Annotated in this window: 27 protein-coding genes; 6 read left to right on the forward strand and 21 right to left on the reverse strand. The window is 70.2% G+C overall.

Features of this window, described 5'->3' with window-relative positions; genetic code table 11:
• Positions 1-24: 24 nt before the first annotated feature.
• Genes RISW2_RS00400 through RISW2_RS00430 form a run of 7 tightly spaced genes read right to left on the reverse strand, consistent with a single transcriptional unit; the run spans position 25 to position 5,440 of the window.
• On the reverse strand, positions 25-918 hold the full coding sequence (locus RISW2_RS00400; protein ID WP_043765160.1) for a lysophospholipid acyltransferase family protein: 894 nt from the start codon (positions 916-918) through the stop codon (positions 25-27).
• A complete protein-coding gene (locus tag RISW2_RS00405) occupies positions 912-1,190 on the reverse strand; it encodes an HPr family phosphocarrier protein (protein WP_043765162.1) in 279 nt (92 codons plus the stop codon). The genes RISW2_RS00400 and RISW2_RS00405 overlap by 7 nt, the downstream gene beginning before the upstream one ends.
• 34 nt (positions 1,191-1,224) lie before the next feature.
• Positions 1,225-1,647: a PTS sugar transporter subunit IIA gene (locus tag RISW2_RS00410; protein WP_043765164.1), complete on the reverse strand. Its 423-nt coding sequence runs from the start codon at positions 1,645-1,647 to the stop codon at positions 1,225-1,227.
• Positions 1,644-2,576, reverse strand: coding sequence for an RNase adapter RapZ (rapZ, locus tag RISW2_RS00415; protein WP_051491688.1), 933 nt, complete (start codon positions 2,574-2,576; stop codon positions 1,644-1,646). Before rapZ ends, RISW2_RS00410 begins: the two co-directional genes overlap by 4 nt.
• Positions 2,569-2,961 carry an HPr kinase/phosphorylase gene (locus tag RISW2_RS24430; RefSeq protein WP_244437480.1) on the reverse strand — a complete coding sequence of 131 codons (393 nt, stop codon included), beginning with the start codon at positions 2,959-2,961 and terminating at the stop codon, positions 2,569-2,571. Before RISW2_RS24430 ends, rapZ begins: the two co-directional genes overlap by 8 nt.
• 43 nt (positions 2,962-3,004) lie before the next feature.
• Positions 3,005-4,735, reverse strand: coding sequence for a sensor histidine kinase (locus RISW2_RS00425; RefSeq protein ID WP_043765169.1), 1,731 nt, complete (start codon positions 4,733-4,735; stop codon positions 3,005-3,007).
• A gap of 3 nt (positions 4,736-4,738) precedes the next feature.
• Complete coding sequence (locus RISW2_RS00430; protein ID WP_043765171.1) at positions 4,739-5,440, reverse strand: response regulator transcription factor; 702 nt, start codon at positions 5,438-5,440, stop codon at positions 4,739-4,741.
• Positions 5,441-5,754: 314 nt separating this feature from the next.
• Here RISW2_RS00430 and RISW2_RS00435 point away from each other — a divergent pair, with 314 nt between their 5' ends.
• Both RISW2_RS00435 and RISW2_RS00440 read left to right on the forward strand, forming a co-directional pair.
• Entirely contained in the window at positions 5,755-7,353 is a 1,599-nt protein-coding gene (locus RISW2_RS00435; protein ID WP_043765173.1) for a phosphoenolpyruvate carboxykinase, read from the forward strand.
• A gap of 68 nt (positions 7,354-7,421) precedes the next feature.
• Positions 7,422-8,003, forward strand: a complete 582-nt coding sequence (locus tag RISW2_RS00440; RefSeq protein WP_051491689.1) for a DUF3859 domain-containing protein — start codon at positions 7,422-7,424, stop codon at positions 8,001-8,003.
• 19 nt (positions 8,004-8,022) lie between these two features.
• Here RISW2_RS00440 and RISW2_RS00445 read toward each other — a convergent pair whose 3' ends face one another.
• Positions 8,023-8,793 carry a sulfite exporter TauE/SafE family protein gene (locus RISW2_RS00445; protein WP_051491691.1) on the reverse strand — a complete coding sequence of 257 codons (771 nt, stop codon included), beginning with the start codon at positions 8,791-8,793 and terminating at the stop codon, positions 8,023-8,025.
• Positions 8,794-8,941: 148 nt separating this feature from the next.
• On the opposite strand from RISW2_RS00445, the gene RISW2_RS00450 reads away from it, so the two are divergent.
• Positions 8,942-10,627 (forward strand): acyl-CoA dehydrogenase family protein, encoded by a 1,686-nt coding sequence (locus RISW2_RS00450; RefSeq protein ID WP_043765175.1) that lies wholly within the window; start codon positions 8,942-8,944, stop codon positions 10,625-10,627.
• Positions 10,628-10,664: 37 nt separating this feature from the next.
• Here the strand turns inward: RISW2_RS00450 and RISW2_RS00455 are convergent, their stop codons facing one another.
• Positions 10,665-11,540, reverse strand: a complete 876-nt coding sequence (locus tag RISW2_RS00455) for a 3-hydroxybutyryl-CoA dehydrogenase (protein WP_043765178.1) — start codon at positions 11,538-11,540, stop codon at positions 10,665-10,667.
• Between the two features lie 162 nt (positions 11,541-11,702).
• Between RISW2_RS00455 and RISW2_RS00460 the strand changes: the two genes are divergently transcribed.
• The gene (locus tag RISW2_RS00460; RefSeq protein ID WP_043765179.1) at positions 11,703-12,548 is read left to right on the forward strand and encodes a DUF6473 family protein; all 846 of its coding nucleotides are present in this window, start codon (positions 11,703-11,705) and stop codon (positions 12,546-12,548) included.
• A 10-nt stretch (positions 12,549-12,558) separates the two neighbouring features.
• Here RISW2_RS00460 and RISW2_RS00465 read toward each other — a convergent pair whose 3' ends face one another.
• The 7 genes from RISW2_RS00465 to RISW2_RS00495 all read right to left on the reverse strand — a co-directional run bounded on the left by RISW2_RS00465 (position 12,559) and on the right by RISW2_RS00495 (position 18,030).
• Positions 12,559-13,422 (reverse strand): 3-oxoadipate:acetyl-CoA acetyltransferase, encoded by an 864-nt coding sequence (locus RISW2_RS00465; RefSeq protein ID WP_051491692.1) that lies wholly within the window; start codon positions 13,420-13,422, stop codon positions 12,559-12,561.
• On the reverse strand, positions 13,415-14,026 hold the full coding sequence (pcaG, locus tag RISW2_RS00470) for a protocatechuate 3,4-dioxygenase subunit alpha (protein ID WP_043765181.1): 612 nt from the start codon (positions 14,024-14,026) through the stop codon (positions 13,415-13,417). The genes RISW2_RS00465 and pcaG overlap by 8 nt, the downstream gene beginning before the upstream one ends.
• 24 nt (positions 14,027-14,050) lie before the next feature.
• The gene (gene pcaH, locus RISW2_RS00475; RefSeq protein WP_156943742.1) at positions 14,051-14,776 is read right to left on the reverse strand and encodes a protocatechuate 3,4-dioxygenase subunit beta; all 726 of its coding nucleotides are present in this window, start codon (positions 14,774-14,776) and stop codon (positions 14,051-14,053) included.
• Positions 14,769-15,161: a 4-carboxymuconolactone decarboxylase gene (gene pcaC, locus RISW2_RS00480; protein ID WP_043765184.1), complete on the reverse strand. Its 393-nt coding sequence runs from the start codon at positions 15,159-15,161 to the stop codon at positions 14,769-14,771. The genes pcaH and pcaC overlap by 8 nt, the downstream gene beginning before the upstream one ends.
• Before the next feature lie 46 nt (positions 15,162-15,207).
• Positions 15,208-15,801: a recombination mediator RecR gene (gene recR / locus RISW2_RS00485; protein WP_043765187.1), complete on the reverse strand. Its 594-nt coding sequence runs from the start codon at positions 15,799-15,801 to the stop codon at positions 15,208-15,210.
• Between the two features lie 23 nt (positions 15,802-15,824).
• Positions 15,825-16,169, reverse strand: a complete 345-nt coding sequence (locus tag RISW2_RS00490) for a YbaB/EbfC family nucleoid-associated protein (RefSeq protein ID WP_043765189.1) — start codon at positions 16,167-16,169, stop codon at positions 15,825-15,827.
• A gap of 76 nt (positions 16,170-16,245) precedes the next feature.
• A complete protein-coding gene (locus tag RISW2_RS00495; RefSeq protein ID WP_280113145.1) occupies positions 16,246-18,030 on the reverse strand; it encodes a DNA polymerase III subunit gamma/tau in 1,785 nt (594 codons plus the stop codon).
• Between the two features lie 153 nt (positions 18,031-18,183).
• On the opposite strand from RISW2_RS00495, the gene RISW2_RS00500 reads away from it, so the two are divergent.
• Positions 18,184-20,085, forward strand: a complete 1,902-nt coding sequence (locus RISW2_RS00500) for an acyl-CoA synthetase (RefSeq protein WP_043765192.1) — start codon at positions 18,184-18,186, stop codon at positions 20,083-20,085.
• 43 nt (positions 20,086-20,128) lie between these two features.
• Here RISW2_RS00500 and RISW2_RS00505 read toward each other — a convergent pair whose 3' ends face one another.
• From RISW2_RS00505 to pcaD, 5 genes are all read right to left on the reverse strand, one after another.
• Positions 20,129-20,455 (reverse strand): ArsR/SmtB family transcription factor, encoded by a 327-nt coding sequence (locus RISW2_RS00505; protein ID WP_043765194.1) that lies wholly within the window; start codon positions 20,453-20,455, stop codon positions 20,129-20,131.
• A 91-nt stretch (positions 20,456-20,546) separates the two neighbouring features.
• Positions 20,547-21,632, reverse strand: coding sequence for an alcohol dehydrogenase catalytic domain-containing protein (locus tag RISW2_RS00510; RefSeq protein ID WP_043765195.1), 1,086 nt, complete (start codon positions 21,630-21,632; stop codon positions 20,547-20,549).
• 68 nt (positions 21,633-21,700) lie between these two features.
• Positions 21,701-22,876 carry an MFS transporter gene (locus RISW2_RS00515; RefSeq protein ID WP_051491721.1) on the reverse strand — a complete coding sequence of 392 codons (1,176 nt, stop codon included), beginning with the start codon at positions 22,874-22,876 and terminating at the stop codon, positions 21,701-21,703.
• Positions 22,877-22,935: 59 nt separating this feature from the next.
• On the reverse strand, positions 22,936-24,261 hold the full coding sequence (locus RISW2_RS00520; protein ID WP_043765196.1) for a lyase family protein: 1,326 nt from the start codon (positions 24,259-24,261) through the stop codon (positions 22,936-22,938).
• A 34-nt stretch (positions 24,262-24,295) separates the two neighbouring features.
• Positions 24,296-25,084: a 3-oxoadipate enol-lactonase gene (pcaD, locus tag RISW2_RS00525; protein ID WP_043765198.1), complete on the reverse strand. Its 789-nt coding sequence runs from the start codon at positions 25,082-25,084 to the stop codon at positions 24,296-24,298.
• A gap of 154 nt (positions 25,085-25,238) precedes the next feature.
• On the opposite strand from pcaD, the gene trpB reads away from it, so the two are divergent.
• Complete coding sequence (trpB, locus tag RISW2_RS00530) at positions 25,239-26,459, forward strand: tryptophan synthase subunit beta (protein WP_043765200.1); 1,221 nt, start codon at positions 25,239-25,241, stop codon at positions 26,457-26,459.
• Positions 26,460-26,636: the final 177 nt, after the last annotated feature.

The raw sequence follows: 26,636 nt of genomic DNA on the forward strand, positions 1-26,636 counted from the left end.
CCCGACTTGGGCGGCCCCGCCGTTTCAGTCGTGGCCGAGCGCCAGCGTGCGCTGCCGGAGCCACGCGACGAGCTCGCGCCCGCTGCCCGCGGCGCGCAGCTCTTCCGGCGGAATCGGCCTGCCGATCACGGGCGCCTGCGGCGTGCGGCACGCCTTCACCACCTCGTGGATCAGGAGCCCCTGCCGCAGCGTGGGAGAGATCAGGTTGGCGATCTGGTAGGCGCGCGAGTTCTGGCCCGGGAAATGGATCGGGACCACCGTCGCGCCCGACCGCTGGATCAGCTTCGCGGTGAACGGGTTCCACTCCGCCTCCTCGGCCGGGCCGAAGGCCCGGCGCGAGGTCGCCACCACGCCCGAGGGAAAGAGCGCGACCAGCCCGCCCGCGCCCAGGTGGTCCATGGCCGTCTCCCGCATCCGCAGCCCCTGCGCGCGCGCGTCGGGTTCGTGCGGGAAGGGGACGGGGATCAGGAAGCGTTCGACCTCGCGCACGCCGGTCAGGAGCGAGCGGGTCAGGATGCGGTAGTCGCGCCGCACCCGGCCGATCAGCTCGGCCAGCACCATGCCGTCTACGAGGCCGTGGGGATGGTTCGCCACCACCACCACCGGACCCTTGCGCGGGATGCGCGCGATCTGCGCCTCGGGGGTCTCGAGCGTGATGTCCATGATCGACAGTGCCTGCGCCCAGAACGCCTGGCCCTCGGCCGGGCCGATCCGCTCGAAGGCGCGGACCATGCGCAGGAGCGTGACCTTGCCGGTCAGCCATTCCATCGCGCGGATCGTGCCGCGCTTCCACGGGTTCTCGAAGGTGTTGGCGTAGCTCAGCTTGCGCTTGTCGTAGGGCGCGGGGTCGCGCGGGGCGGGGCTGACAGGCGCGGCGGCGGGACGGCGGGTCTGGGGATCGACGTCGGGGCTCAGCATGCCTCACCGAAGCGGTTGGCGACGAGGGCCGCGATCGCGTCCGCCAGCGCCTCGGCATCGGGGCCCGACGTCTCGACCTCGATCGAGGTGCCCTTCGAAGCGGCCAGCATGAGGAGCCCCATGATGCTGTCGCCCGAGGCCGACAGGCCGTCGCGAGACACTTCGGCCTGCGCGTCGAAACCTTCGACCACCTCCACGAGCTTGGCCGAGGCACGGGCGTGCAGGCCCTTCTCGTTGACGATCTTGAGTTCTCTGCGGACAGACGTGGTCATGGCGCTCTTTTCGGGATTCACGTGGGGGAGGGGGTCAGGCGCTGCGCGTCGCCGGGTCGGCCACCTGATCGGGCTTGATGTTCTGTGTGTCAATGTATTTCCGACCGGCCTCCAGCGCACCCCGGACGGCGTCGGCCACGCCCTTCTGGCGGCTCTTCGCCAGCTTGATCAGCATGGGCAGGTTCGCCCCGTAGAGGATGCGGCGGTTCTCGGGCTGGCACGCCCGGAGCGCCAGGTTCGATGGCGATCCGCCGAACATGTCGACCACGATGACGACCCCGTCGCCCTGGTCGACCTCGTTGGCGGCGGCGCAGATCTCGTCCTGCTTGGACTGGCGGTTGTGGTCCGCCTCGATGGAGATGGCGCGCATGCCGTTCTGCATGCCGACCACGTGCTCGACCGCCGCGAGATATTCCCGCGCCAGCCCGCCGTGGGCCACGATGACGATACCGATCACGCGCTCGCCCTTCCGATCCCCTGCGGCGTCGGCCGACTGTCCCCGATCAAGCCCCGCCGCTCCAGCTCCCTGTGCCTTATTGACACCCGCCAGCCCACTTCCGCAAGGCCGCGCGCGACCGCCTCGGTCACCGCGACCGACCTGTGTTGCCCCCCGGTACAGCCGAAGGCCACGGCGAAGTGCGCCTTTCCCTCGTCGCGATAGGCGGGCAGCAGGAAACGCAGCATGTCCTCGACCCGCTCGAGAAAGCCCGCGTGCAGCGGGTCGGCGGCGACGTGCGCGACCACCTCCGGGTCGAGCCCGGTCAGATCGCGCAGCTCGGGGATCCAGTGCGGATTGGCGAGGAAGCGGCAGTCGAGGATCATGTCGGCGCCCTGCGGCACGCCGCGCTTGTAGGAGAACGAGCTGAGCGTGACCGCAAGCGGCCGCGCGCCGTCCGGACCGAACCGCGCGACCAGTTCGTCGCGCAGCTCGTGCGGGCTGAACTCGCTCGTGTCGATCAGCGTGTCGGCGGCCTCGCGCACCGGATCGAGCAGCGCGCGTTCTCGCGCGATCCCCTCTGTCGGCGCCGCATCGGGCGTCAGCGGATGGCGGCGGCGGGTCTCGGAATAGCGCCGCACCAGCACGTCGGGGCGGCAGTCGAGATAGAGCAGCTCGGGCGCGACGCCGGGCCAGCCCCGCAGCGTGTCGCAGAGCTCGAGCAGCGCCTCGACCGAGAATTCGCGGTTGCGCACGTCGATCCCGAGCGCCAGCGGATGCGTGGGCGCGGGGCCGTCCACCAGCCGCGGCACGAGGCTGACCGGCATGTTGTCGATCGCCTCGTAGCCCAGGTCCTCGAGCGCGTTGATCGCGGTGCTGCGCCCGGCGCCCGAGGGGCCGGTGACGAGCACCACGCGCGTGGCGGTGAGGGTCTGGCTGTCGCTACTCATGTCGTCCGCCTTTAAGATACTGGACGAGGGCCGCGGCGAAATGGGGGTGCGCAAAGTTGTGAAGGACAGGCACCGCGCATGACAAGAGCGTAACGTGACGCAGGGGGGGGAGTCGGGCGGTTTCCGGCGTATCGAGGTCGACCACCACCGAAAGGCGGACCGGACCCTCGGCCGGACGCGCGCGCAGGAGGCCGATGCCGCGCGCCTCGATCAACCCGCGGATCGCCTCGGGCGCCGAGAGCACGATGCCGTCGCCGTCGCGGGTCAGGATCACCCGGTCGTCCGCGACGAGCGCCGCGCCCGCGGCCATCATGCCGAGGGCCAGCGCGGACTTGCCGGAACCGGCCCTGCCGCGGATCAGCGCCGCGCGTCCGTCGAGCGCCACCGCGGTCGCATGCAGGATGGTGGTCTCGGAGGTCACCGCCGCCTCAGAGCGGCAGGCCCACGACGAAGCGCGCGCCCAGCGGTTCCGAGGTGACGTCGGCCTCGGTGGGGCGGATGTTCTCGGCCCAGATCACGCCGCCATGGGCCTCGACGATCTGTTTCGAGATGGCGAGCCCGAGACCCGAGTTGTTGCCGAAGTCGGTTTCCGGCCGGTGCGAGTAGAAGCGCTTGAAGATCTTCGTCAGCGACTGGTCGGGGATGCCCGGGCCGGTATCCTCCACCACCACCAGCACGCGGTTCTCGCGCCGGCGCGCCCAGACGCGGATCGCGTCGCCGTCCTCGCAGAAGGACACCGCGTTGGTGATGAGGTTGACGAAGACCTGGGCCAGCCGGGCCTCGAGCCCGTGGATCATGATCGGCCGCGGCGGCAGGTCGGTGATGAACTCGATCCCCTTGCGCTTGGCGTCCACGCCGAGGAACTGCGCGAGGTTGTCGATCATCTCGAGAAGGTTGAACTCCTGCTCCTCCTCCTTGACGAGCTCGCTGTCGAGCCGGGAGGCGTTCGAGATGTCCGAGACCAGCCGGTCGAGCCGGCGCACGTCGTGCTCGATCACGTCGAGAAGCTTCTCGCGGTGCTCCTCCTTCTTGACCATGCGCAGCGAGCCCACCGCGGAGCGCAGGCTCGCGAGCGGGTTCTTGATCTCGTGCGCCACGTCCGCGGCGAACTGCTCGTTGCCGTCGATCCGGTCGTAGAGCGCGGCGACCATGCCGCGCAGCGCGCCCGAGAGGCGTCCGATCTCGTCGGGCCGCGCGGTGAGGTCGGGAATGCGGATGCGCCCGGTCGCGCCGCGCGAGCGGTTCCTCTCGCGCCCGAGCTCGGCCGCCTCGGCGAGGTCCGAGATCGGGTGCGCGATGGTCGAGGCGAGGACGAGGCTGAGGCCGATCGACACCAGCGTCGCGATCACGAAGACCTGCAGGACGCGCTCGCGTTCGAGCCGGACCGCGATGTCGATCTCGGCGGCGGGCGAGATGACGCCCACCCAACCCACGACCGCCGCGCCCTGCCGGATCGGCGAGAGCGCGGTGAACAGGGTCTCGCCGCTCTGCGCGCTCGACTGGACGACCTGCGTGGCGTTCGGGTCGCCCGCCTCGATCAGGCGGCGCAGGCGGTCCTCGGCGCCGAGCGGCTCGTCGCCCGCGAGCATGCTGAAGACGCCCGAGACGGATTGCCAGATCGCGGCGAGGAAGTCCGAGATCACGGTGGGCTGCTCCGCCGGCTGGCCCGCGCCCGTGCCGGCCTGCGCCGGCGCGTCGCCCGTCGCCTCGCCCACGAGGAACACCTGGCTGTCGAAGACGAGCAGCCGCGTGCCGTCGCGCAGGTCGAGCCCCTCGACCGTGGCGGCCACGTCGATGCCGTCCCCGGTGGCCATGTTGACCGGCGCGGCGCGCGGCAGCTGCGCCTCGAACACGTCGGCGATGAGTTCCGCCTCTGACTGCGCCGCGTTCGCGCGCTGGATCGCCAGCGTGTCGCGCGAGGAGTTGAGGAACAGGATCCCCGCCACCAGCACGTTCAGCGTGATCAGGTTGAAGGTGATGATCTTCCGCGTGAGCGGCGAGCGGTTCAGCGAGAACAGGCCGCGGCGGGCGCGGCTTTCCCGCAATTCCTTCTCGACGGTCGCGTCGGGCGCCACCCAGTCGTCACCGAGCACGACATCGTCCTCGCGCCGGTCCTCGGCGCGTGACATGTCATCGGGCAGCCGCTCCGCGAGGGCCATGGATCACTCTTCGTTGTAACGGTAGCCGATGCCGTAGAGCGTCTCGATCGCCGAGAATTCCTCGTCCACCGAACGCATCTTCTTGCGCAGCCGCTTGATGTGGCTGTCGATGGTGCGGTCGTCCACGTAGACCTGGTCGTCGTAGGCCACGTCCATCAGCTGGTCGCGCGACTTCACGAAGCCGGGCCGCTGGGCGAGGGCCTGCAGCAGCAGGAACTCGGTGACCGTCAGCGACACGTCCTGCCCCTTCCACGTGACCGAGTGGCGCAGCGGGTCCATGGTGAGGGACCCCCGCTGCATGAGCTTCGTCTCTTCGGTCTCGCCCACGGCGCCGGTGGTCACGGCCTCCTGCCGGCGGAGCAGCGCGCGGATCCGTTCCACGAGCAGCCGCTGCGAGAACGGCTTCTTGACGTAGTCGTCCGCCCCCATGCGCAGGCCCAGGACCTCGTCGATCTCGTCGTCCTTGGAGGTCAGGAAGATGACCGGCATCTTCGACTTCTGCCGGACGCGCTGCAGCAGGTCCATTCCGTCCATTCGTGGCATCTTTATGTCGAAAACCGCCATGTCGGGCAGCTTGCGATTGAACGCTTCGAGCGCCTGCTGGCCGTCATTGTAAGTATCGACCTCGAAGCCTTCGGCCTCGAGGGTCATAGAAACCGACGTCAGAATGTTCCTGTCATCGTCCACAAGGGCGATTCTGGACATTGGGGATTTCCTCGTACTGCTCACTTTGTATTTTCCCGCAGTATGAGCGCGTTTCCGCTTTACAGCAATTCCTAACTGCGAATCACGCACCTGTGACCGTTTCCATGCAACCGAAAAACCATGAGTAATGGCTTAATTGTGACATTGCCACCCGCATGGGGAGAACGATGATTGCGCTAAACCTGAGATGGTTGCGCTAACTGCCTGAAGGCCTTCTGTTCAGCCGCAAAATCCTCGTGCTAGATGATGTCCTGCGCGCCGGAACCGAGACCTTCGGAGCGCGACTCTCGCAGGCGCTGACAGGAGCTAAGGCCATGACATTCGGACGGGTGAACCCGCAATTCCGGCTCGAGGATCAGGGAATCGAGGGACTTGGCAACGTCTACTACAACCTGCTCGAGCCCGCTCTGATCGAGAAGGCGCTGATGCGCGGCGAGGGTCGGCTCGGACGCGGGGGCGCCTTCCTCGTGACGACCGGCGCCTTCACCGGGCGCTCGCCCAAGGACAAGCACGTGGTGCGCACGCCCTCTGTCGAGGACACGATCTGGTGGGACAACAACGCCGCCATGTCGCCCGAGGGGTTCGACGCGCTGCATGCCGACATGATCGAGCACATGAAGGGGCGCGACTACTTCGTGCAGGACCTGGTGGGCGGCGCCGATCCCGCGCACGCGATCAATGTCCGCGTGGTGTCTGAACTGGCCTGGCACAACCTCTTCATCCGGCACCTTCTGCGCCGCCCGGACCGCGACGAGCTCGACGAGTACGTGGCCGATTTCACCATCGTGAACTGCCCGAGCTTCAAGGCCGATCCCGCGCGCCACGGCTGCCGTTCCGAGACCGTGATCGCGCTGAACTTCGACCGCAAGCTGATCCTGATCGCCAATACCGAATATGCCGGCGAGAACAAGAAGTCGGTGTTCACGCTGCTGAACTACCTGCTGCCCGAGAAGGGCGTGATGCCGATGCACTGCTCGGCCAACCACGCGGTCGGCAACCCGGTCGACACCGCGATCTTCTTCGGCCTGTCCGGCACCGGCAAGACGACGCTGTCGGCCGATCCCGGCCGCGTGCTGATCGGCGACGACGAGCACGGCTGGTCCGAGCGCGGCACCTTCAACTTCGAGGGCGGCTGCTACGCCAAGACCATCAACCTCAGCCGCGAGGCCGAGCCCGAGATCTACGACACCACGACCAAGTTCGGCACGGTGATCGAGAACATGGTCTTCGACGAGGAGACCTTCGAGCTCGACTTCGACGATGACAGCCTGACCGCGAACATGCGCTGCGCCTATCCGCTCGACTACATCTCGAACGCCTCCAGGACGGCGCTGGGCGGGCACCCGAAGAACATCATCATGCTGACCTGCGACGCCTTCGGCGTGCTGCCGCCGATCGCCCGGCTGACCCCGGCGCAGGCGATGTACCACTTCCTGTCCGGTTTCACCGCCAAGGTCGCGGGCACCGAGCGCGGCGTGACCGAGCCGCAGCCGACGTTCTCGACCTGCTTCGGCGCGCCGTTCATGCCGCGCCGCCCCGAGGTCTACGGCGACCTCCTGCGCGAGAAGATCGCCAAGCACGGCGCGACCTGCTGGCTCGTGAATACCGGCTGGACCGGCGGCGCCTACGGGCAGGGCTCCCGCATGCCGATCCGCGCGACGCGGTCGCTGCTGACCGCCGCGCTGGACGGGTCGCTGTCGAACGCGCAGTTCCGCAAGGACCCGAATTTCGGCTTCGAGGTGCCGGTCCGGGTCGAGGGGGTGGCCGAGCTCCTGCTCGATCCGCGCCGCACCTGGGACGACAAGGCGGCCTACGACGCGCAGGCGGCGAAGCTCGTGCAGATGTTCGCCGACAATTTCGCGCAGTACGCGCCCTACATCGACGACGACGTGAAGGCCGTGGCGATCGGCTGAGCCCGGCAGGCGGCGGCCGCGTCCGGCCGCCGCTTGCGCTTGGCGCCGCGACGCCGCATCCTGCCGCCATGACACCCCGCCGTCCCGCGCTTCGCAGGCTCCGCGCCCTCATCCTGCCGCTCGTGCTCTCGGCCGCCGCGGCCGGGGCGCAGAACGCGCAGCAGGCCCTGCAGGACGGCGCGCGCTACGATCCCGACCTTTTCGAGCTGGTGCGGGGCGTCTTCTGCGAGGTGCCCTCGACCGGCAGCGTGCCGGCGCCGGGCACCGTCGCCGGCAAGATCGAGCTCTTCGACGCAGTGCCGGACTTCCAGTGGCTGACATCGGTGGTGCCGGCGGTGCCGGGCATCAGCTTCGGCGTGCAGACCCTCGCGCGCGACGGGCGGATCTACGATAACGTGGTGATGACGCTGACGCACCCCGCCTTCCGCGACAGCGGCGCCAGCACGCAGAGCTACGTCACCGCGCTGGGCGGCAGCGACACGGCGATCAACGCCTACACCTTCGACACGCCCGAGGAACTGGCGACCGGCACCTGGACCTTCACCGCGACGCGCGACGACGAGCTGATCTATTCCGCGCGGTTCGAGGTGGTGCCGCCCGCCGCCGCGCCCGAGATCGCCTCGGCCTGCGGCGGGCTGCCGATGTCCTGACCCGGGCGCCCGCCGCCCCTCAGGCGAAGAAGGCGCGCCGCACGAGGTTCAGCCCCGCCACCAGCAGGACGAGCTGCGTCGCGCGGCGGAACGCGTGCTGGTCGATGCGGTCCTGCACCTGCCCGCCGATCCACATGCCGAGGATCGCCGCCGGCACCAGCGCCAGGGACAGCCAGACCGTCGCGGCGTTCAGCACGCCCGACCCGATATGCGCGAGCGTCAGCAGCACGGCGCCGAGCCCGTAGATCACCCCCTGCACGCGCATCTGTTCCGTCTTCTCGGTGCCGATCATGGTGAGGTACGCCACGGTCGGCGGACCCCAGACGCCAGAGACGCCGCCGATGAACCCGGCGAAGGCGGCGATCGCGACCTCGACGCGCCGGCCGCCGCCGCCCGGCAGCTGCCCGGACCAGCCCAGAAGCTGCGCCGCGGCGAAAAGCACGATGGGCACGCCGATCAGCGCGAACATGACCTGCGCCGGCATCACCGACACGAGCTGCGCGGACAGCAGCAGCATCACCGCGCCGACCCCGAGGAACACCCGGAACCGCCGCGCCGATTCGACCGCGGCGCCGACTCCCTGCCGGAAGGCCTGCAACCCGTTCGAGGCGAGCGTCGGCAGGATCAGCCCCGCCAGCGCCAGTTCCGGTGCGAGCAGCGAGCCCAGGCCGGAAATGATGATCATCGGCATGGCGAACCCGACCATGCCCTTGATGATGCCGGCGACGAGGGCCACGATAAGGCACAGCGCCAGCACGGGCGGCGGCGTCAGCGTGAAAAGAGTGTCCATGTCGGGCTCTTAGCAGAGCGTCCCGGGGGCTGCCGCAAGAATCGCGCAGGCAACAATCGAACGCCCGCCGCGACGTGCGCGCATTTATGTTGCGCTGCGGGTGCGAAGGCCCTATGTCCGTCGGGACGGAGAAAGAAGGACGATTTGCATGGCACATGACGGTCAGGATCTGACGCTCTCCGGCAGCGCGCTGCTGCCCGACCTGCTGTCGCTCACCGGCGCGGCGGTGGCGCCCTGCGCGGCGCTCCTTGACGCGGCCAGGTCCCGCGTGCGCGAGATGGTGGTGGAGGATGGCCGCGTCTCGGGTGCGCTGATCGAGGTGCACCAGACCGCGGCGCACGGTCTCGCCTGGCTTGCGACCTACGTGGAATCACTGCGCCAGATGCAGGCCTGGGCCGAGCGGCTCGAGGCACAGGACCGGTTCGGCGAGGTCGAGGCGTTGATCCACCAGATCGCGTTCGGGGAATACCTGTCGCAGATCGTGGGCGGCATCCAGATGAACCAGGGCGAGATCGTGCGCCTGCAGGACATGGGGCTCGCGGCAGAGGACGCGCGGCCGCTGACGGAGGCGGGCGCCACGCTCATGCGGGCCGGCAACACGCAGTCCGCGCGCCTGCGGCTCGTGGAGCTGATGCAGGAACGTGCGGCCGAGATCACCGTCGGCCGGTCGGGCCTCGAGGACGAGCTCGAGATGATCCGCGAGCAGTTCCGCCGCTACGCGGTCGAGAAGGTCCTGCCTCACGCCCACGAATGGCACCTCAAGGACGAGCTGATCCCTATGGAGGTGATCGAGGAGCTGGCGGAGATGGGCGTCTTCGGGCTGACCATCCCCGAGGAATACGGTGGCCTCGGCCTGTCCAAGTCCTCCATGTGCGTCGTGTCCGAGGAGCTGTCGCGCGGCTATATCGGCGTTGGTTCCCTCGGCACCCGCTCCGAGATCGCGGCGGAGCTCGTGATCGCGGGCGGCACCGAGGAGCAGAAACGGAAGTGGCTGCCGGCCTTCGCCAGCGGCGAGAAACTGCCCACCGCCGTCTTCACCGAGCCCAACACCGGATCGGACCTCGGGGCACTGCGCACGCGGGCCCGCAAGGACGAGAACGGCGACTGGCGCATCACCGGCAACAAGACGTGGATCACCCATGCGGCGCGCACCCACGTGATGACGCTGCTGGCGCGGACCGATCCCGACAGCACCGACTACCGCGGGCTGTCCATGTTCCTGGCCGAGAAGGAGCCGGGAACCGACGACCATCCCTTCCCGACCGAGGGCATGACCGGCGGCGAGATCGAGGTGCTGGGCTACCGCGGCATGAAGGAATACGAGCTCGGCTTCGACGACTTCCACGTGAAGGCCGAGAACCTGCTCGGGCAGGAAGAGGGCAGGGGCTTCAAGCAGCTGATGGAGACCTTCGAGAGCGCGCGCATCCAGACCGCCGCGCGCGCCGTGGGTGTCGCGCAATCGGCGCTCGACCTCGGGATGCAGTACGCGCAGGACCGAAAGCAGTTCGGCCGGGCGCTCGTCGCGTTCCCGCGGGTGGCCTCGAAGCTCGCCATGATGGCGGTCGAGATCATGGTGGCGCGCCAGCTCACCTATTTCTCGGCGCACGAGAAGGACGAGGGCCGGCGCTGCGACCTCGAGGCCGGGATGGCCAAGCTGCTCGGCGCCCGGGTGGCGTGGTCGGCGGCGGACAACGCGCTGCAGATCCACGGCGGCAACGGCTTCGCGCTCGAATACGCGATCAGCCGCGTCCTCTGCGACGCGCGCATCCTCAACATCTTCGAGGGGGCGGCGGAAATCCAGGCGCAGGTGATCGCGCGCCGGCTTCTGGCCTGAGATCGCGGGGACGGGGCGGCCTGCCGCCCCGTCGCGCTCAGCGGGTCGGGACCGGCGTCTCGCCGCGGTAGTCGTAGAAACCGCGCCGCGTCTTGCGGCCGAGCCAGCCGGCCTCGACATATTTCGACAGGAGCGGGCAGGGGCGGTACTTGGTGTCGCCAAGCCCGTCGTGCAGTACGTTCATGATGGCGAGGCAGGTGTCGAGCCCGATGAAGTCCGCAAGCTCCAGCGGACCCATCGGGTGGTTCGCGCCGAGCTTCATCGCCTGGTCGATGGAGCTCACGTTGCCGACGCCCTCGAGCAGCGTGTAGACCGCCTCGTTGATCATCGGCATCAGGATCCGGTTCACGATGAAGGCGGGAAAATCCTCGGCCGAGGCCGCGGTCTTGCCCAGCTTCTCGACCACGGCGAGGCAGGATTCGTAGGTTTCCTGGTCGGTGGCGATGCCGCGGATCAGCTCCACCAGCTGCATCACCGGCACCGGGTTCATGAAGTGGAAGCCCATGAACTTCTCGGGCCGGTCGGTGCGGCTCGCGAGCCGCGTGATCGAGATCGACGAGGTGTTCGAGGTCAGGATGGTCTCGGGCTTGCAGGCGGGCACGAGCGTCTCGAAGATCTTGTTCTTGACCTCCTCGCGCTCGGTCGCGGCTTCGACCACGAGGTCGGCCTGGCCCAGGTCCGCCAGATCCTGGGTGGTGCGGATGCGGGCGAGCGCGACGTCGCGCTCCTCCGACGAGATCTTCTCGCGGCTGACCTGCCGGTCGAGGTTCTTGGCGATCAGCTCGGTCGCCTTCGTCAGCGCGTCGGCATTCACGTCGTTCAGCAGAACGTCGTACCCGGCCAGAGCCATCACGTGCGCGATGCCGTTGCCCATCTGCCCGGCGCCGACCACGCCGACCGTCCTGATCTCCATCTCGCGGTGTCCCTTCCTGCTGACCGGGGCAACCATAGGCATGCCGAAAAGGCAGGGGCAAGGGCGGCCCTGCCAAGTTCCTCTCGCATTCGACCGTTAGCGGTTTCGTAAGCCGATTCGAAAATCCTCGGATCCGGGTGAGACTGAATTCTAGGGTGTGAGATGAGCTATCCGTCCGGGGGCCGGGGTGGGCCCGATTATGCGCTCTGTCGCTACGGCAATTCGCGGCTGTCCTTCCGGGGACCGCGCAAGCCCTGCGTCGGGGATTTCGTCGCCTGCATCGGCGGCACAGAAACCTACGGCCGGTTCCTGCACGATCCGTGGCCGGATCTGCTGCAGCGCCGGACCGGCGTGCCCTGCGTGAATTTCGGCGTGCAGAACGCGGGCATCGACGCAGGCCTGAACGATGCCGCCGTGCTCGACATCTGCGGCGGCGCGCGGCTTACGGTGATCGAGGTTCTGGGTGCGCAGAACATGTCGAACCGGTTCTACACGGTGCATCCGCGCCGCAACGACCGTTTCGTGCGGGCGTCGACGCTGCTGACCGCGCTCTATCCCGACGTGGACTTCACCGACCATGCCTTCGTGCGCGGCATGCTGACGGCGCTGCACGCGCGGGATCCCGAGCGTTTCCGGCTGGTGGTGACCGAGTTGCAGACCGCCTGGGTCGCGCGGATGAAGCTCCTGCTGACGCAGCTGCGCGGGCCGGTATTCCTGCTCTGGTGCGCCGATGCCGCGCCTCCCGCGGCGATCGACTGCGCGACCGCGGCGGTGCTCGAGGGCGACCCGCTCTTCGTCACGGCACCCATGCTCGAGGCCCTGGGCGCCCGCGTCGCAGGGCGGGTGACCTATGTGCGCAGCGCCGCCGCGCGCGCGGCGGGGACCGAGGGCATGGCGTTCTCGGATTTCGACCGCGTGGCGGCCGAGGCGATGCTGGGTGCCCGCGCCCATGACGAGATCGCGGAGGCGCTCGCCGCGGCCGTGACCGGGTTTCTGCGCGTCGCCTGAGACGTGGCGCTCAGGCGGCCGGTCGCAGCCCCAGAATCGCGCGCGCCTCGGCCGGCGTCGCGACGGGACGCGCGTAGCGGGCGCAGATCTCGGCCGCGCGCCGGATCAGCGCGGCGTTCGACGGAGCAAGCGTGTGCCGGTCGAGGCGCACGTTGTCCTCGAGGCCCGCGCGGGTGTGGCCGCCCGCGGCGATGGCCCATTCGTTGACCACGACCTGCGCCGCGCCGATGCCCGCCGCGCACCAGAGCGCCTCGGGGGCCCGCCGCGCCAGGGTCTTCACGTAGAAGTCGAACACCTCCCGGTCGGCGGGCATGGCGTTCTTCACGCCCATCACGAACTGGACGTAGAGCGGCCCGTAGAGCTTGCCCTCTCCGTGCAGCCGGATCGCCTGGAGGATGTGGCTCAGGTCGAACGCCTCGACCTCAGGCACGATCTCGTGGGTGCGCATCTCTGCGGCGAGCCAGTCGACGAGGTCGGGCGGGTTCTCGTAGACCCGCGTCGGAAAGTTGTTCGATCCCACCGACAGCGACGCCATGTCGGGCCGGAGCGGCAGCATCCCGCCCCGCGCACGTCCCGCGCCCGACCGACCGCCGGTCGAGAACTGCACGATCATGTCCGGGCAGTGCTTCGCGATCCCCTCCTTCAGCCGGGCGAACTTGTCGGGGTCTGCGGACGGCGTCTGGTCCTCGTTGCGCACGTGGCAATGGACGATGCTTGCCCCGGCCTCGTAGGCCTCGTGGGTGCTGTCCACCTGCTCGGCGATCGAGATCGGCACCGCGGGATTGTCCCGCTTGGTCGGCAGCGATCCGGTGATCGCCACGCAGAGGATGCAGGGCTTGCCCGCGACGCCCGCGGCTGGGGCGTGCTCAGACATCGAAGAACACCGTCTCGTCAGGGCCCTGAAGCCGGATGTCGAAGCGGTAGGCGTCGGGCCCCTCGGGCTGCGCGAGGAGCGTCGCCACCCGGCCGCGGTGCTCGATACGCGCCAGCACGGGGTCCGTGTCGTTCGCGGCGTCCTCGTCGGCGAAGTACATGCGCGTGTGCAGCCCCAGATTGATGCCGCGCGCGACGATCCAGAGGGTCGCGTGCGGCGCCTGCAGCCGTCCGTCGGGCCAGGGCACGCGCCCGGGCTTGACCGTGTCGAAGGTCCAGTCGCCGGTCTCGGGGTCGGCCGCGCGGCGCACGAAGCCGGCAAAGGCCGGATCGGCCGGGCCGCGCGGATCGCCGCCGGGCATCCGGCCCTCGGCATCCGCCTGCCAGACCTCGACCAGCGCGTCGCGCACGACGGAGCCCGTGCCGTCGAGGATGCGGCCGCGCACGGTGATCTTCTGCCCGCGCACACCGTCGGCGTACATGCGCGCGCCGAGATCCTCGGGGTAGACGCCGTCGATGCCGCAGAGGTTCGGCAGGCAGCCGATGTGCACGTAAGGCCCGGCGGTCTGGCTCGGGCTTTCCTTCAGCATGGGGTCGCGGTGCATGCGGTCCTCCTTGTCCGTGCCGGCTCAGCCGCCCTCGGGGCGGGTCTCGAACAGCGTCTGGCGGCGCCCGCGCAGCACGAGGTCGAAGCGGTAGGCGCGCATGTCCATGGGCAGCGTGTTCGCCATGTCGAGCCGCGCGGTCAGGCTGTCGATCCCCTCCGCCGTCGGCACGGTGCGCACGATGGGGCAGAGCGGGATCATCGGGTCGCCCTCGAAATACATCTGGGTGATCAGGCGCTGCGCGAAACCCGAGCCGAAGATCGAGAAATGGATGTGCGCGGGCCGCCAGTCGTTGCCGCCATTGGGCCACGGATAGGGGCCGGGCTGCACGGTGCGGAAGGCATAGCTGCCGTCCGCCCCGCTGATCGTGCGACCGCAGCCGCCGAAATCGGGGTCGAGCGGCGCGAGGTAGCCTTCCTTCTTGTGGCGGTACCTCCCGCCGGCATTGGCCTGCCACACCTCGATCAGCGCACCGGGCACGCCGCGGCCGGTCTCGTCCAGCACGCGGCCGTGCACGAAGATGCGCGGGCCGATGGCGCTGTGGCCGGGACGGGCGAAGTTGCGGATGAGGTCGGCGTCGAGCGGCCCCAGCAGGTCGTGACCGAAGACGGGGCCGGTCTCCTCGGACAGCGAGGGCGGGAACGAGATCGGCGCGCGCGCGGGCGCGCGCGTCACCGAGGTGCGGTAGTCCGGCGTCAGCGCGGGCGGGTGGCGCCCACGGTCGCGGGCGAAGAACGTGCCGTCACCCATCCTGCCGCTCCGCCGCGTCCATCTCGGCATAGGTGGCGCGGGCGAGCTTCAGCGCGTGGTTCGCACGCGGCACGCCGGCATAGATGGCCACGTGCTGGAACGCCTCGAGCACGTCGCGCCGCGACGCGCCGGTGCGTTCGGTGGCGCGGATGTGCATCGGGATCTCGTCGAAATTCCCCGTCGCCGCCAGCAGCGCCAGCGTCAGCATGGACCGCTCGCGCAGGCTGATGCCGTCCGAGGCCCAGACCGTGCCCCACGCGCCCTCGGTGATGAGGTCCTGGAAGGGGGCGTCGAGCTCGGTCTTCGCCGCCTCGGCACGGTCCACATGCGCGTCGCCCAGCACCTGCCGGCGGATCCGCATCCCCTCTGCGTGCCGATCTGTCACCCGTGACGTCCTCCCCTGTCGAGACTAGCAGATGCCGGTCGGTCCGTCACAGCCGCTTGCGCGCGGTCAGTGCCGCGGTGATCGTGCCGTCGTCGAGGTAGTCGAGCTCGCCGCCGATGGGCACGCCCTGCGCGAGCGAGGACAACGCCACCCGGTCGCGCAGCAGGTCGGCGATGTAATGGGCGGTGGTCTGGCCGTCGACGGTGGCGTTGAGCGCGAGGATCACCTCCTCGACGCCCTCGGCGGTCACGCGGTCGACGAGGCGCGGGATGCGCAGTTCGTCCGGCCCGATGGCGTCGAGCGCGGACAGGGTGCCGCCCAGCACGTGGTAGCGGCCGCGGAACGTGCCCGAGCGCTCCATCGCCCAGAGGTCGGCCACGTCCTCGACCACGCACAGCACGCCGGTCGCGCGCGCCTCGTCGTTGCAGATCGCGCAGATGTCCGACGTGCCCACGTTGCCGCAATTGAGGCATTCGCGCGCGGTCTCTGCCACGCGCCCCATGAGTTCGGCGAGCGGGGTCAGGAGCGGCCCGCGCTTCCGGATCAGGTGGAGGACCGCGCGGCGTGCCGATCGGGGCCCGAGGCCCGGCAGGCGGGCCATCAGGTCGATCAGGGCGTCGATGTCGGACTTCTCGGACATGGGGCTGCCGCCGGCGCGGGCGCTCAGAACGGCAGGTTCATGTCCTTGGGCAGGCCGAGGCTTTCCGTCAACTTGCGCATCTCTTCCTGCGACCGGTCCGAGGCGCGGCTCTGCGCGTCCTTGATCGCCGCGAGGATCAGGTCCTCGACCACTTCCTTGTCGTCGCCGTTGAAGATCGACGGGTCGATGTCGAGGCTCTTCAGCTCGCCCTTGGCAGAGGCCACGGCCTTGACGAGGCCCGCGCCGGATTCACCGGTCACGGTGATGTTGTGCAGTTCCTCCTGCAGCTCCGCCATGCGGGTCTGCATCTCCTGCGCCTTCTTCATCATGCCGGCCATGTCGCCGAGGCCGCCCAGTCCCTTGAACATCGGATCTCCCCTCAGGGTGTGCTGTTTCCCAAGAGATACGCGCGCGACGCACCTCTCACAAGGGCGGGGGGCGGGATCAGTCCTCCTCGAAGGGATCCCATTCGTCCTCGACCTCGGGCAGGGCCTCGGCGCTCGCCGCCTGTTCCGCCTCGGCCTCGGTGCGGATGTCGGCGATGCGCGCCTTCGGAAAGGCTGCGAGGACCGCCTGCACCATCGGGTGGCGCGCGGCCTCGGCCCGGAGCGCCATGCGGTCGGCATCGCGCCGCTCGACGATGGTGGGGGCGTCGCAGCCGTTCACCACGATGACCGCCCAGCGGTTGCCGGTGAACCGCTGGAGCGCGGCGCCGAGCCGCTGTGCGAGGTCGGGCGCCGCGTCCTCGGCCGGCGTGAACTCGATCCGGCCCGGCTGGTAGGCGGCCAGCCGGACGCCCCCCTCGATCTCGACCAGAAGCTTCACGTCGCGGTTCGCGCGGATCACCTCGATCACGTTGTCGAAGCTCGGATAGCGCGCGAGCGCGCCCTCCACCGCGAGGGCGGTCGCGGCGCTTCCGCCCGAGGCGGAGGGGCCGGACGGGCCGCGATGGGTCGGCGCGGGCGCGCCGCCGCTCGCGACGCCGGCGCCCTCGCCACGCATGGCGCCGCCGCCGCCCCCGGACGGCGGCGGGGGCGGCGGCGTCTCGGACCGCAGCCTGCGCACCAGTTCCTCGGGCGAGGGCAGTTCGGCCACGTGCGTCATGCGGATGATCGCCATCTCGGCGGCCATCATGGCATTCGGCGCCGAGGCCACCTCGTCGAGCGCCTTGAGCAGCATCTGCCACATGCGGGTGAGCGCCCGCATCCCGAGACCCTCGGACAGCGCCAGGCCGCGGGTGCGTTCGTCCGGCCCGATCGTCGGATCCTCGGCCGCCTCGGGCGTGATCTTCACCACCGAGATCCAGTGCGTGATCTCGGCGAGATCGCGCAGCACCGCCATCGGGTCGGCCCCGTCGGCATATTGCGCCGACAGTTCGGACAGCGCCCCGGCCGCGTCACCGCGCATGACCTGCTCGAAGAGGTCCATGACCCGGCCGCGGTCGGCGAGGCCCAGCATGGCGCGGACCTCTTCGGCGCCGGTGCCGCCCGCGCCGTGACTGATCGCCTGGTCGAGGAGCGAGGTCGCGTCCCGCGCCGACCCCTCGGCCGCGCGGGTGATGAGGGCGAGCGCCTCGTCGGTGATCTCTGCCCCCTCGGCGGCGGCGATGCGGCGCAGGAGCGCGATCATCACCTCGGGTTCGATCCGGCGCAGGTCGAAGCGCTGGCAGCGCGACAGCACCGTGACCGGCACCTTGCGGATCTCGGTCGTGGCGAAGATGAACTTCACGTGCGCCGGCGGCTCCTCCAGCGTCTTCAGGAGCGCGTTGAACGCCGAGGTGGACAGCATGTGCACCTCGTCCACGATGTAGATCTTGTAGCGCGCCGAGGCGGCCCGGTAGTGCACGCTGTCGATGATCTCGCGGATGTCGTTGACCGAGGTGTTGGATGCCGCGTCCATCTCGAGGACGTCGACATGCCGGCCCTCCATGATCGCGCGGCAATGCTCGCAGGTGCCGCAGGGATCGGTGGTCGGCCCGCCGGTGCCGTCCGGCCCGATGCAGTTCATGCCCTTCGCGATGATCCGCGCGGTCGTCGTCTTACCGGTGCCGCGGATGCCGGTCATGATGAAGGCCTGCGCGATGCGGTCGGCGGCGAAGGCGTTCCGCAGCGTCCGCACCATGGCGTCCTGGCCCACGAGATCGGCGAACGTCTCGGGCCGGTACTTGCGGGCGAGCACCTGGTAGGCGGAACTGTCGGACATGCGCGACTCCTTTCGGGCAGCCGGCAGAGTAGGCGCTGGGCGGCACGGCGTCCACCGGGTCGCGGCGCTGCGGCGGGACGTGGCGTCAGCGGTGCCGTGCCGTCACGTCGCGCGCCCTTGCGAAACCGGGTCGGCTCGTAAGACACTCTCCCGCGGGAGCCATCTGGGAGGAGCACGCCCGTGACATTCGCATCGTTCGCGGATCGCAACGCCATCGAGGCCGAGATGCCGTGGGAGGCACGGGACGTGCCGCAGACCCTCTGGGGGCTCCTGTCCCGCACGGCCGACCAGTTCCCGGACCGCCCGGCGGTATCCTACCAGATCCTCTCGGGACCCAAGGACAAGGCCGAGACCCTGTCGTGGGGCAAGCTGCGGGAGCGCACCGCGCAGGCCGCGAACCTCTTCCGCACGCTCGGGATCGGCGAGAAGGACGTGGTCGCCTACGTTCTGCCGAACTGCAACGAGACCATCGCCGCGCTTCTCGGCGGGGCCGTGGCCGGGATCGTGAACCCGATCAACCCGCTGCTCGAGCCCGAGCAGATCGCCGCGATCCTGCGCGAGACGGGTGCCAAGGTCGTCGTCACGCTGAAGCCGTTCCCCAAGACCGACGTGGCGCAGAAGGTGCACGAGGCGGTGCGCCATGCGCCCGGCGTCTCGACCATCCTAGAAGTCGACCTGAATCGCTACCTGACCGCGCCCAAGTCGTGGATCGTGCCTCTGATCCGGCCGAAGCTCACCGGCACGAGCCATGCCGACGTCAAGGATTTCAACCGGGAGGCCGCGCGCCAGCCGAAGATGCTGAGCTTCCCGGACGCGGACGGGGACCGCGTCGCCGCCTATTTCCACACCGGCGGGACAACCGGCATGCCGAAGGTCGCCCAGCACCTCTATTCGGGCATGATCTACAACGGCTGGCTCGGGCACCGGCTCCTCTTCACCGAGGAGGACAACATCATGTGCCCGCTGCCGCTGTTCCACGTCTTCGCCTGCCACGTGATCCTGATGGCCGCGGTCAGTTCCGGCGCGCACGTGGTGTTCCCGACGCCCGCGGGCTACCGCGGCGAGGGCGTGTTCGACAATTTCTGGAAACTCGTCGAACGCTGGAGGATCAGCTTCATCATCACGGTGCCGACCGCCGTGTCGGCGCTGATGCAGCGCAAGGTCGATGCCGACGTCTCGTCGGTCAAGACCGCGTTCTCGGGGTCGGCGCCGATGCCGCTCGAGCTGTTCAAGCGGTTCGAGGCCGCGTCGGGCGTGACCGTGGTCGAAGGCTACGGCCTGACCGAGGCGACCTGCCTCGTATCGTGCAACCCGCCCGAGGGCGAGAAGAAGGTGGGCTCGGTCGGCGTGCCGTTCCCCTACACGGACGTCAAGATCGTGCGCCAGACCGATGCCGGCCCGCGCGAATGCGGCACCGACGAGGTGGGCGAGATCTGCATCTCGAACCCCGGCGTCTACGCGGGCTCGACCTATACCGAGGAGGACAAGAACCGCGACCTCTTCCACCAGGGGCTCTACCTGCGGACGGGCGATCTCGGGCGCATCGACGCGGACGGCTACCTCTGGATCACCGGCCGGGCCAAGGATCTCATCATCCGCGGCGGGCACAACATCGACCCGGCCGAGATCGAGGAGGCGCTGCTGCTGCATCCCGCGGTCGCCTTCGCCGGCGCGATCGGCCAGCCCGACGCGCATTCGGGCGAGCTGCCCTGCGCCTACGTGGAACTCGTCTCCGGCGCGACGGTGACCGAGGACGAGCTTCTCGCGCATTGCCGCACCCACGTGCACGAGCGCGCGGCGCAGCCTAAGCACCTCACCATCCTCGACGAGCTGCCGAAGACCGCGGTCGGCAAGGTGTTCAAGCCGGACCTGCGCAAGCGTGCGATCACGCGGATCTACGATGGCGCGCTCGAGGCGGCCGGCAGTCCCGCGCGCGTGGTCTCGGTCGTCGATGACAAGAAGCGCGGGCTCGTCGCCCGGGTCGCGCTGAACGGCGGCGATGCGGACGTGGTCTCCGAGGCGCTCGGGGCGTTCACGCGGCCCTGGGAATGGGCCGAGGAACGCGACACCGCGGCCGCCTGAGCCGCACCCGCGCCGGCGACGACCCGTCGGGCCGGCGCGGGGGTCAGGTCGACCAGACCCGTCCGAACTTCTCGCTCAGCAGCGCGACGAGGCGCTCCGTGTCGGCATCGCAGATGCGGTAGTAGACCGTCTTGCCCTCGCGCCGGGTGACCACTTGGCCCTCGTCGCGCAGCCGCGCCAGCATCTGGCTCACGGCCGCCTGCCGGATGTTCAGGAGCCGCTCCAGTTCCCCCACCGACTTCTCGCCGTTCATCAGGTGGCAGACGATAAGCAGCCGACCCCGGTGCCCGAGGGTCTTGAGGTACGCCGTGGCCGCGTCACCGTCGAAGGGCTCCTCGCTGAAGCCCGTTTGGCCGCCTTCCCGTGTCATTTCGGCCCCTTCTGCCGGATGAGACCATCCCCGCATAAAGTGCAAACTCGATGCAACAATAGGAGCGATACGGCCGGCGGGCGAACCTATTCTATTCGTGGAATGTCAGCACGTTGCGACGCGCGCCGCCGGCCGCCGTGTCGGCCATCGCGTCGTTGATCCGGTCGAACGGCCAGCGGCGCGACACCAGTTCATCGAGTCGCAGTCTACCCTGAAGGTAGAGGTCTGCCATCCACGGAATGTCGCGTCCGATGACGGCGTCGCCCATCTTTGATCCGACGAGGCTCTGGCCGGTGAACGCCGTCCTGAGCGGCTCGTAGGACGCCGTGGCCCCGGCATGCGGCATGCCCACCATGACGACCCGGCCGCCCCAGCCGAGGTAACGCGGCGCGTCGTCGTAGGCGCCGGTCGCCCCAACCGTGACGACGCACAGATCCGCGCCGCGCCCGAGCGCGCGGAGCGCCGCGCGCCAGGGCTGGCCCGCGGTCGCGAGCACGCCGTCCGTGGCGCCGAAGGCGCGGGCGTCCTCGAGCTTGGCCTCGGTCACGTCGACCGCGACGATGCGCCGCGCCCCCGCCAGACGCGCGCCCTGGATGGCGTTCAGCCCGACGCCGCCCGCGCCGATCACCACCACGTCCTCGCCCGCCCGCAATCCGCCCGCGTGTACGACAGCGCCCACGCCGGTCACCACGCCGCAGCCGAGGAGCGCCGCGCGGTCGGCCGGGATGGCGTCGGGAACGGCCACGACCTGCGTGTGGTGCAGGACCGCGCGGGTCGCGAAGGCGCCGCAATCCATCTCGTTCAGGACGCTCGTGCCGTCGGAGCGCGACAGGGTCGGGGGCGCGCGGTCGACGTCGCGGCAGATGGTCTGCCGGCCCGAGAGGCAGGCCGGACAGGCGCCGCAGAACCGCACGAGCGTGATCACCACCCGGGTACCGACTGCCGGTCCCGGCGTGCCGTGGCCGAGCGCCGCGACGCGTCCGGCCGCCTCGTGCCCGAGGACCGCGGGCAGGCGGCTGCGAAAGCCGCCCTCGGCGTAGTGGATGTCGGAATGGCAGATGGCCACCGCCTCGATCTCGACCTCGATCTCGCCCGGGCCGGGCGCCCTGAGGTCGAGGTCCTCGAGGGTCAGGGGGGCGCCGAAGGCGTGGCAGACCGCGGCACGGATGCGCGTCATGGGGGGAACCTCCTCGGGACCTGTCGCCCGCATGTTGTCGCCGCGGGCCGGTCGGGTCGCAAGCGGCTTCAGCGCAGCGAGGCGCGGCCCTGCCGGTCGGGGGCGAGCACGACGGCAAGCGCGGCGAGCAGGATCGCGAGCGAGACGAGGAACGGCGCACCGGGCAGGTGCAGGGGCGCGTCGGGCCGGGTGAAAGCGGCGAAGGTCGCGGTCATCACCGGCGGCGACACGATCGCGGCCAGCGCGCCGGCGGACGAGAAGAGACCCTGCAGCGCACCCTGTTCGTCCGCGCCCGCCCGCCGGGCCAGGAGGCCCTGCAGCGCGGGCGAGGTGACCGCGCCGAGCGCGGCGAGCGGCGTCAGCACGAGCGCCGGCGTGCCAGAGGCGACGAAGGCCAGCGCGAGGAAAGCCAGCGCGTTGAACACGAGCCCGTAGATCACCGTGCCCCGTTCGCCCATGAGCCGCAGGAAGACGCGGATGAGCCCTCCCTGCACGCCTGCGACGGCCACGCCGAACAGCGCCAGCGACAGCCCGATGGTCGCCGCGCTCCAGCCGAAGCGGGCGGTGCCGAAAAAGCTCCAGATCGCGGGATAGACGAAGAAGGCGGTCTGCAGCAGGAAGAACACGGTGAGTCCGCGCCGCGCGCCGGGCAGGCGGCCGAGCGCCCGGAAGGCCCCGAGAGGGTTCAGGCGCCGGCGGTCGAGCCCGCGGCGCGTGGCGTCGGTCACGGTCTCGGGCAGGACCACCGCGCCGAGGACCCCGTTCGCCGCCGCGAGCGCCGCCGCTGCCCAGAACGGCGCGCGCGTGCCCATGTCGCCCAAGAGCCCGCCGAGGAGCGGCCCGATCACGAAACCCATGCCGAAGGCCGCGCCGATCAGGCCGAACTGCGCCGCCTTCTCCTCGGGACGCGAGAGGTCCGCCATGGCGGCCGAGGCCGTCGCCTGCGTCGAGGCGGTGATCCCGCCGACGATGCGCCCCGCGAGCAGCAGCCACATGGTCGAGGCGAGCGCCATCACCACGTAGTCGACCGCCATCACCGCGAGCGAGAGCAGCAGAACCGGCCGCCGGCCGAACCGGTCGGACAGGGAACCCACCAGCGGCCCGCAGAGGAACTGCATCAGCGCGAAGGAGGTCGACAGGACCCCGCCCCAGAGCGCGGCGTCTGCAAGCGTGCCGCCCGTGACCTCGCGCAGGAGGTCAGGCATCACCGGGATGATCAGCCCGATCCCCATGGAATCGATCATCACCGTCGACAGCAGGAACAGCCTCGGCAGCCGGCGGTGCCGCGCCGCGGGCAAGGGCGTCAGTTCCCGGCCCGGGCGGCGGCGGCGAAGGCGCGCGCCTCGTCCGGGGCCGCGCCCAGCTGCCGCGCCGGATCGAAGAGCGCCGGATCGAGGTCCGGCCAGCGTGCGTGCGCCGCGCTGCCGAGATCGGTGCCGTGCGCCGCGACCTCCCGCGCCAGCGCCTTGACCGCGTCCTGCGCCTCGGGCCGCGGCATGCGCTCGGCCAGCGCGAAGGACAGCGCCTCGGCGGCGAGAAGCCCCCGCGACCGTGCGAGCGTGTCCGCCATGGCCTCCGCGTCGGGCGCGAGCGCCTCGGCCATCTCCGCGCCCCGTTCCAGCGCGGCGGCGAGGGCGAGGCAGAGCGGCGGCAGGGTGAGCCACTCGGTGAACCAGGCGGCGCCGTCCCGCTGCTGCCGGTGCGCGCCCGCGCCCTGCAGGGTGGCGTTCAGGCCCTGCACCTGCGCCGCGAGCGCGACGAGGATCGAGGCGGAGACCGGGTTCTGCTTCTGCGGCATGGTCGAGGACTGGCCGGCCGCGCCGAGGCGCAGTTCCGCCAGCCCCGACTGGGTCCCGAGGATCACGTCCTCGCCGATCTTGGCGAGCGCCGCCGCGGCGCGCGCGAGCCACGCGCCGAGCCGCAGGAGGATCGTCCGGTCGGTGTGCCAGCCATGGCCGGGATCGGCGAGCGCGAGCGCCTGCGCGAGGTCGGCCCGCAGCGCCGCCGCGTGCACGCCGAGCGCGCCCGACGTCCCTGCCGCCCCCGACAGCGAGACCGGGAGCGCCGCGCGCAGGGCGCCGAGTTCCTCCCGCAGGGCGAGGAGCGGCCAGCCCCAGGACGCCACCTGCGCGCCGAAGCTCGTGGGCGTCGCGTGCTGGCCATAGGTGCGAGCGGCCATCGCCGTCCCGGCGTGGTCCTCGGCGAGCGTCGCAAGCCGCGCGAGGAGGCGGCCGAGCGCAGCGTCGTAATGTCCGAGAACCTGCCGCAGCCGCAGCATGAGCGCCGTGTCCATGATGTCCTGGGAGGTCGCGCCCCAGTGCACGTATTGCGCGTGCTCGGGCGCCTTCATCCCGGCGCGGAAGGCCGCGACGAGCGCGGGCACCGGCACGCCGTTCCCGCCGGTCGCCCCGGCAAGGGCGGCGGGGTCGATCTGCAGTTCGAGGCTCGCGCGGTGGATCGCCGCGCCGCTGATCTCGGGAATGATGCCGCGTGCGCCCTGGGCGTGCGCCAGCGCCCCCTCGACCAGCATCATGGCGCGCACCTCGGCGCTGTCGGTGAAGAGCCGCGCGACCTCTCCGGCCGGCACGAGGCGCGCGTAGAGTTCGCTGTCGAAAAGCGATCCGGCCATGGCTCAGGCGGTCCGTGCCGGGCGTGCGCGGCGGTCAGCCATGGCCTTGCGCCTTCAGGAACCCGGTCAGGATCGACGCGTAGTCCTCGGGCGCCTCGACGCAGGGCAGGTGGCCCACGCCGCGCATCAGCCGGACCTGCGATCCCGGCACCAGCTCGGCGGTCTCGCGCACGAGGTCGGGCGGCGTCGACCCGTCCTCGGACCCGGCGATGCCGAGGACCGGCAGGCGCAGCGCGGCGGTGGGCGTGAAGAAATCCGCCCCCGCGATGGCGTGGCAGCAGCCGAGATAGCCCTCGCGCGGCTGCCGCAGCAGCATGTTGCGCCAGGCGTGGAATTCGGGCGTCGCGCGGAAGCGGGCGGAGAACCAGCGTTCGAGCACCTGGTCGGCGAGCGCGGCGATGCCGCCCGCCTCGACCGCGGCGATGCGGTCTGCCCACATCTCGCGCGTGCCGATCTTGGCGCCGGTGTTCGACAGGACCGCCGCGCGCACGAGGTCGTGCCGCTTGGTGGCGAGGCCCTGCGCGATCATGCCGCCGATCGACAGGCCCACGAAGACCGCGTCGGTCATCCCGGCATGGTCCATGAGCGCCTCGACGTCCGAGACGAGCATGCCCATGGAATAGGGGCCCTTCGGTGCCTCGGACAGGCCGTGCCCGCGCTTGTCGTAGCGCAGGATGCGCAGGCCCGCGGGCAGGTGCGGCAGCACCGCGTCCCAGAGCCTGAGGTCCGTGCCGAGCGAATTGGAGAAGACGACCGGCGCGCCGTCGGCCGGCCCGTCGATGCGGTAGTGCAGGCGCGTGCCGTTGACCTCGGCGATCTGCATGGTGCCTCCCGGTGATCCCGCTCCCGGTCTAGCCCGAAGGCCCGGGCCAAGGGAAGGGCGGCGCGCCTGCGACACCGGGGCGGACGATTCCCGCTGGCGGGCAGGGCGGCCGATGTCGTAGGACGGCCCAAGGCACGATACCGGAGGATGCGCGATGAACGAGCTCGTCAACAGCTTCATGACCGGGCCCGACGACAAGGGCCGCTTCGGCGATTTCGGCGGGCGTTTCGTGTCCGAGACGCTGATGCCGCTGATCCTCGAACTCGAGGAACGCTATACCTACGCCAAGACCGACCAGAGCTTCTGGGACGAGATGCACTTCCTCTGGAAGCACTATGTGGGCCGGCCCTCGCCGCTCTACCTCGCCGAGCGGCTGACCGAGCGGCTGGGCGGCGCCAAGGTGTACATGAAGCGCGACGAGTTGAACCACACCGGCGCGCACAAGATCAACAACGTGCTGGGCCAGATCATCCTCGCGCGCCGCATGGGCAAGACCCGCATCATCGCCGAGACCGGTGCGGGCCAGCATGGCGTGGCGACGGCGACGGTCTGCGCCAAGTTCGGGCTGAAATGCGTGGTCTACATGGGCGCGCACGACGTCGAGCGGCAGCAGCCGAACGTGTTCCGCATGCGGCTTCTGGGCGCCGAGGTGGTGCCGGTGACGTCGGGCCGCGGCACGCTCAAGGACGCGATGAATGACGCGCTGCGCGACTGGGTGACGAACGTGCGCGACACGTTCTACTGCATCGGCACCGTCGCCGGCCCGCATCCCTATCCCGCCATGGTCCGCGACTTCCAGTCGATCATCGGCAAGGAGGTGCGCGAACAGATGCACGAGGCCGAGGGCAGGCTGCCCGACACGGTCGTCGCCGCGATCGGCGGCGGATCGAACGCTATGGGGCTGTTCCACCCCTTCCTCGACGACAAGGAGGTGCGGATCATCGGCGTCGAGGCCGGCGGCAAGGGCGTCAACGACAGGATGGAACATTGCGCATCGCTGACGGGCGGGCGGCCGGGCGTCCTGCACGGCAACCGCACCTACCTGCTGCAGGACGACGACGGGCAGATCCTCGAGGGCTTCTCGATCTCGGCCGGGCTCGACTACCCGGGCATCGGGCCTGAACATGCCTGGTTGCACGAGATCGGGCGCGCCGAATACGTGGCGATCACCGACGCCGAGGCGCTCGAGGCGTTCCAGCTCTGCTGCGAGACCGAGGGCATCATCCCCGCGCTCGAGCCCTCGCACGCGCTGGCCCACGTGACGAAGATCGCGCCCGAGCTTCCGTCCGACCATATCATCTGCATGAACATGTGCGGGCGTGGCGACAAGGACATCTTCACCGTCGCCAAGGCGCTTGGCCACGACATGGGCTGAATCCGCAGGATTGTCCGGTTTGTGAAAGAAAGGGGCCGGTCCGGATGTGGATCGACCCCTTTCATGTTCGGAAAGTGAGGGCGTTTCCCCCGGGCACGCGGGGCGTCCGTGCCGTGCGGGCGAGGTCCCGGGGCGGCGCGGCCTGCGACGCCCGACGCGTGAGCATCCGACGGCAAA

Source organism: Roseivivax isoporae LMG 25204, from assembly GCF_000521865.1.
GTDB classification, from domain to species: Bacteria; Pseudomonadota; Alphaproteobacteria; order Rhodobacterales; family Rhodobacteraceae; genus Roseivivax; species Roseivivax isoporae.

Bases quoted from the DNA above. Each gene is read 5' to 3' on its own strand.
- RISW2_RS00400 (WP_043765160.1), bottom strand. From the start codon at position 918: ATGCTGAGCCCCGACGTCGATCCCCAGACCCGCCGTCCCGCCGCCGCG.
- RISW2_RS00405 (WP_043765162.1), bottom strand. From the start codon at position 1,190: ATGACCACGTCTGTCCGCAGAGAACTCAAGATCGTCAACGAGAAGGGC.
- rapZ (WP_051491688.1), bottom strand. From the start codon at position 2,576: ATGAGTAGCGACAGCCAGACCCTCACCGCCACGCGCGTGGTGCTCGTC.
- RISW2_RS00425 (WP_043765169.1), bottom strand. From the start codon at position 4,735: ATGGCCCTCGCGGAGCGGCTGCCCGATGACATGTCACGCGCCGAGGAC.
- RISW2_RS00430 (WP_043765171.1), bottom strand. From the start codon at position 5,440: ATGTCCAGAATCGCCCTTGTGGACGATGACAGGAACATTCTGACGTCG.
- RISW2_RS00435 (WP_043765173.1), top strand. From the start codon at position 5,755: ATGACATTCGGACGGGTGAACCCGCAATTCCGGCTCGAGGATCAGGGA.
- RISW2_RS00440 (WP_051491689.1), top strand. From the start codon at position 7,422: ATGACACCCCGCCGTCCCGCGCTTCGCAGGCTCCGCGCCCTCATCCTG.
- RISW2_RS00445 (WP_051491691.1), bottom strand. From the start codon at position 8,793: ATGGACACTCTTTTCACGCTGACGCCGCCGCCCGTGCTGGCGCTGTGC.
- RISW2_RS00450 (WP_043765175.1), top strand. From the start codon at position 8,942: ATGGCACATGACGGTCAGGATCTGACGCTCTCCGGCAGCGCGCTGCTG.
- RISW2_RS00455 (WP_043765178.1), bottom strand. From the start codon at position 11,540: ATGGAGATCAGGACGGTCGGCGTGGTCGGCGCCGGGCAGATGGGCAAC.
- RISW2_RS00460 (WP_043765179.1), top strand. From the start codon at position 11,703: ATGAGCTATCCGTCCGGGGGCCGGGGTGGGCCCGATTATGCGCTCTGT.
- RISW2_RS00465 (WP_051491692.1), bottom strand. From the start codon at position 13,422: ATGTCTGAGCACGCCCCAGCCGCGGGCGTCGCGGGCAAGCCCTGCATC.
- pcaG (WP_043765181.1), bottom strand. From the start codon at position 14,026: ATGCACCGCGACCCCATGCTGAAGGAAAGCCCGAGCCAGACCGCCGGG.
- pcaH (WP_156943742.1), bottom strand. From the start codon at position 14,776: ATGGGTGACGGCACGTTCTTCGCCCGCGACCGTGGGCGCCACCCGCCC.
- recR (WP_043765187.1), bottom strand. From the start codon at position 15,801: ATGTCCGAGAAGTCCGACATCGACGCCCTGATCGACCTGATGGCCCGC.
- RISW2_RS00490 (WP_043765189.1), bottom strand. From the start codon at position 16,169: ATGTTCAAGGGACTGGGCGGCCTCGGCGACATGGCCGGCATGATGAAG.
- RISW2_RS00505 (WP_043765194.1), bottom strand. From the start codon at position 20,455: ATGACACGGGAAGGCGGCCAAACGGGCTTCAGCGAGGAGCCCTTCGAC.
- RISW2_RS00510 (WP_043765195.1), bottom strand. From the start codon at position 21,632: ATGACGCGCATCCGTGCCGCGGTCTGCCACGCCTTCGGCGCCCCCCTG.
- RISW2_RS00515 (WP_051491721.1), bottom strand. From the start codon at position 22,876: ATGATCGATTCCATGGGGATCGGGCTGATCATCCCGGTGATGCCTGAC.
- RISW2_RS00520 (WP_043765196.1), bottom strand. From the start codon at position 24,261: ATGGCCGGATCGCTTTTCGACAGCGAACTCTACGCGCGCCTCGTGCCG.
- pcaD (WP_043765198.1), bottom strand. From the start codon at position 25,084: ATGCAGATCGCCGAGGTCAACGGCACGCGCCTGCACTACCGCATCGAC.
- trpB (WP_043765200.1), top strand. From the start codon at position 25,239: ATGAACGAGCTCGTCAACAGCTTCATGACCGGGCCCGACGACAAGGGC.